Here is a 3,966-nt window from a genome sequence, read left to right as displayed (position 1 = left end):
AACGAGATCAGCCTCGCAAGGAAAGTGTGATGAACATGACGATCGCCGTAATGGGGGGAACCGGACGCGTCGGCTCGCAGGTCGTCGAGATCCTCCGGGCGGCGGGGCACGAGGCGGCGGGGCACTCGCTGTCCACCGGCGTGGATGCCGGTCACGCGGTGGTCCTGTCCATCGTCGGCATCGACCCGGTTCCCGACTCGGCGTACCACCGCGCCAAGGTCCTCCAGGAGGACATCCTCAAGGCCGGTCCCCTGCCGTACTCGATCGTCCGCGCCACCCGGTTCTTCGAGCGCACCGACATGGTCATGTCCGCGACCGCCGACGAGAACACCGTCCGTCTGCCCGCCACCCCCAAGCCGCTCCAGGGCACCCGGGAGATCACCGGCCCCGGGGTCTGCCCCCTCGACGAACCCGGCGGGATCACCCTCACCGCCCGCGGAGACCACCGCACCGTCACCACCGCCGGCCTCTTGGCCATCGCATCCGGCGACACCCTCATCGCCGGCGAAGGCGCCGTCATCGCACCCACCGCGTACCGGCAATGGCTCGCACTCCAGGCCTGGCCAGAGGCCTGAACCTGACCTATCGAATGAGCCGCACGATGCGATGGACCGTCTCGACCTCGCGCGGCCCCCACCAAAGCCCGCGAACCACCAACGCTCAGGAAGTCTTTCGCTTCGGACTCCAAGGCAGGAGTCGCTTTCGCTCCTGCCTTGTGGAGCATCCCTGGTTGACGCGCAGCTTGACAGTGCCGCCCCGAAGGAACATCCATGCAGGACTCTGAGCTGACGGACCCGGCAACGCTTGACGAAACCGCGCGACACTTCATGGAGGTGCGCCCGAGGCTTGTCGCCGTCGCCCATCGCATAGTCGGCAGCATGGCGGAGGCCGAGGACGTCGTTCAGGACATCTGGCTTCGATGGCAGAGCCTCGACCGGTCCGGCATTCGATCCGCCACAGCGTTCCTGACGACCATGACCGTCCGCCTGGCGATCAACCGCAAGCAATCCTCTCGGGTACGGCGGGAGATCTGCATCGGACCCTGGCAGCCTGAACCCGTCGACACGAGCGCGGCCCCATGGGAGGCAACCGAGCGGGACGAGACGCTCAGCCTCGCGGTGCTCCATCTCATGGAGAAGCTGAACCCGTCAGAGCGGGCCGCCTACATCCTGCGGGAAGTCTTCGAATACCCCTACGCCCGCCTGGCGGCCATGGGGCAGACCAACGAGGTCCACGCTCGGCAGGTGGTCAGCCGGGCCCGCAGACACCTGAGTACCGAGCGGCGACAGCACATCGACCAGGACGACCATCGCCGGCTCACGGAGGCGTTTCTCAAAGCCGCACGAAGTGGCGACATTCCCGCGCTGGAGACCATTCTCACGGAGCACGTCACCAGCTCTGGATGATCAATTCCAAGGGGTGTCTGCGGAAATGAGAACGAGGACCCGAGATCGCTTGGTGACGAACAGCCTGGACACCTCGCGACAGCACGTGCGACGGCCGGTGATCTGCTGAAGGAGCGTCCGGACGCGGCGCCGTTGCAGCCGGCTGCGAGGATCGCCCCTCAGCTCACCGCCGCCGAGCCGGTCACCCTTGCAGGCCATGCCCGGCTTCACCTCCGAGGCCGGGCGGCTCCGGCATGCCCGGCCCCACCTGCACCGCCTCTTCCCGTACCGCGGCAGCGGCCTGGCGGATCCTGTCCAAGCCGTTGCGGCAGGTCATCGAGCCGCTCAACGAAACCTTCAAGGGACGACCCGGCCTCGAACAGCACCAAGGACGCCCACCCCGCGCTGTCAACGCCCGCGTCATGCAGCGCATACGCGCGCTGACCGCCGTCATCCGGCACAACGACCAGACGGGACAAGCCACCCTCCGCTCGCTCCCCTCGTATGATCACCGGCCCCTTGGAACTGATCATCTATACCGATGCCGCTTTATCCTTTTTTTCCGGTGCGTGTCACACCATTAACAGCTGCTCTTGTCATAAGGGTGAAAGCAGGAAGAGCCTGCCGACCCAAGGAGTTCAGTGATGACCAAGCCCGTTCTTGAGCCCGCAGCGCAGGAGATCGCGGCCGCGACGGCCAACCCGCCGTTCCTGTACGAGCTCGGCCCGGAGGGTGCCCGGAAGGTTTTGGACGACCTGCAGGCAGCGCCGGTGGCGAAGCCGGATGTGGAGGAGAAGTGGATCACGGTGCCCGCCGGGGTGGGCGATGTGCAGGTACGCCTCGTCAAGCCCGCCGGCAGCCAGGGCACACTGCCGGTCGTCCTCTATGTGCACGGCGGTGGCTGGGTCCTCGGCAATGCCGGAACGCATGACCGTCTGGTGCGTGAGCTGGCCGTCGGGGCGAAGGCCGCCGTGGTGTTCGTCGAGTACGACCGCTCGCCGGAGGCCACGTACCCGGTCGCCATCGAGCAGGCGTACGCGACTGCTCGATGGATCACTGCGAAGGGTGCCGGGGAAGGTCTGGACGCCTCCCGTCTGGCGGTGGCCGGCGATTCCGTCGGCGGCAACATGGTCGCCGCACTGACCATCATGGCCAAGCAGCGCGGCGACGTGACCTTCGTGCACCAGTCGCTGTACTACCCCGTCACGGACGCGGCCCAGGACACCGAGAGCTACCGGGAGTTCGCGGACGGCCCCTTCCTCACGGCGCAGGGCATGGCCTGGTTCTGGGACTGCTACACCACCGATCCCGCCCAGCGGGCGGAGATCACCGCCTCGCCGCTGCGGGCGAGCCTGGAGGAGCTTCAGGGCCTGCCGCCCGCGCTCGTCATCGTCGACGAGAACGACGTGCTGCGGGACGAGGGTGAGGCCTACGCCCGCAAGCTGACCCAGGCCGGTGTTCCCACCACGAGCATCCGCTACAACGGCATCCTGCACGACTTCATGATGCTCAACCCCCTGCGGCCCACGCAGGCCGCAACTGCCGCGATGGAGCAGGCCATTCACACCCTGCGCACCGTCCTGCGCAGCAACTGAGCGTACTGCGCTGCTCAACCGCAGCACCTGAAGGACCAGCAGCACTGAACCGGCACTGCTCTCCATGAAGGTGCTTCCGCGCCTGCCTGGAAGACCATCCCGTCCTGGGACCTGGTGGCCTCCGATGACCTGAACATCCCCCGGGAGCCTCAGATCTGCATGGCCAAGCGCGCCCATGCCCACATTGAGGAGGTCCAGGCCGCCCACGCTGTGGCCGTGTCCCACCCGGACGCCGTCACCCGCATCATCGAGAAGGCGGCGCGGACGGTCCGCTGACCGGCGCACTCCACGGGTGGGGCGGCAAGGTACGCCGCCCCACCCGTTCGTCGACGGCGGACTGGGCGCGCAGGCCCAGGGCACGCGGGCCCGCCCCGCCACCGCCGTAGGTGTCCGCCTTGATGCCGCGGCGCAGGATCCGCACCGCGTGCGTGCCGCTCCTCCTTCGCCAGGCCGGCCAGGTGTGCCGGGGCGGTGAAGGCGGACGCGCCGAAACCGACGACGGCGGTGCGGACCCGGCCAGGGTCCTGACGACCGGTGTCCGCAGGCAGGCCCGCCCGCCGCAGGAGTTTCCTCACCTCGCGGGGCGAGCATGCCCGGCCGAGGTTTCACCCCGGATGCGTACCCCCGCAGGCCTCGGTCGTCGGGAGCGTCGCTGATGAGCCGAGGTTCCCTGGGTGATCCTGGGTTTTCCTGGATGCGGGGAAGCGGTCCGTCGTGCTGGGCGGGGTGTGGGCGCCTGCCGGCGGACCGTGGGCCGTCGCCGCCGGGTGCGGTGCGGGTGCTCATCGTGTGCGGTACCTGCCGCCTGTGGCGCTGCCGGCTGCGGCGATTCGGAGGCTGCGGTATCCGCCCCGCCGGACGCTTTCCGCTCCGGTGTGGACCCGGGCGGGGCGGGGACCCCGCGTCGCTTTCCTGGGCACGGGGCGGATTCTCAAGGAGACCGGAATCGTGATTGCTGCTCCCACCGGCCTCGCAGTGACACGCAC

General features: G+C 68.5%; 4 protein-coding genes and 2 pseudogenes. 5 read left to right on the top strand and 1 reads right to left on the bottom strand.

The features are described from left to right. The first annotated feature begins 35 nt into the window (after positions 1–35). From ACX28W_RS43685 to ACX28W_RS43665, 5 genes and pseudogenes are all read left to right on the top strand, one after another. Positions 36–575, top strand: a complete 540-nt coding sequence (locus ACX28W_RS43685) for an SDR family oxidoreductase (RefSeq protein ID WP_459005651.1) — start codon at positions 36–38, stop codon at positions 573–575. A 195-nt stretch (positions 576–770) separates the two neighbouring features. Next, positions 771–1,406 carry a sigma-70 family RNA polymerase sigma factor gene (locus ACX28W_RS43680; protein WP_459005650.1) on the top strand — a complete coding sequence of 212 codons (636 nt, stop codon included), beginning with the start codon at positions 771–773 and terminating at the stop codon, positions 1,404–1,406. Between the two features lie 290 nt (positions 1,407–1,696). Continuing rightward, positions 1,697–1,897, top strand: a pseudogene (locus ACX28W_RS43675) (IS982 family transposase); the annotation flags it as partial. A gap of 132 nt (positions 1,898–2,029) precedes the next feature. Then, positions 2,030–2,980 (top strand): alpha/beta hydrolase, encoded by a 951-nt coding sequence (locus tag ACX28W_RS43670; RefSeq protein ID WP_459005649.1) that lies wholly within the window; start codon positions 2,030–2,032, stop codon positions 2,978–2,980. 114 nt (positions 2,981–3,094) lie between these two features. Next, a complete protein-coding gene (locus tag ACX28W_RS43665) occupies positions 3,095–3,256 on the top strand; it encodes a hypothetical protein (RefSeq protein WP_459005648.1) in 162 nt (53 codons plus the stop codon). 49 nt (positions 3,257–3,305) lie between these two features. On the opposite strand, the pseudogene ACX28W_RS43660 reads toward ACX28W_RS43665, so the two are convergent. Further along, a pseudogene (locus ACX28W_RS43660) lies at positions 3,306–3,489 on the bottom strand (flavoprotein); the annotation flags it as partial. Between the last annotated feature and the right edge of the window lie 477 nt (positions 3,490–3,966).

The sequence above is a fragment of the Streptomyces sp. SD15 genome, from assembly GCF_054462255.1.
Note: the sequence above shows the minus strand (reverse complement) of the source record. Positions and strands in the feature narration are given on the sequence as shown.

Coding starts and splice junctions, on each gene's coding strand:
- ACX28W_RS43685 (WP_459005651.1), top strand. CDS start 36: ATGACGATCGCCGTAATGGGGGGAACCGGACGCGTCGGCTCGCAGGTC.
- ACX28W_RS43680 (WP_459005650.1), top strand. CDS start 771: ATGCAGGACTCTGAGCTGACGGACCCGGCAACGCTTGACGAAACCGCG.
- ACX28W_RS43670 (WP_459005649.1), top strand. CDS start 2,030: ATGACCAAGCCCGTTCTTGAGCCCGCAGCGCAGGAGATCGCGGCCGCG.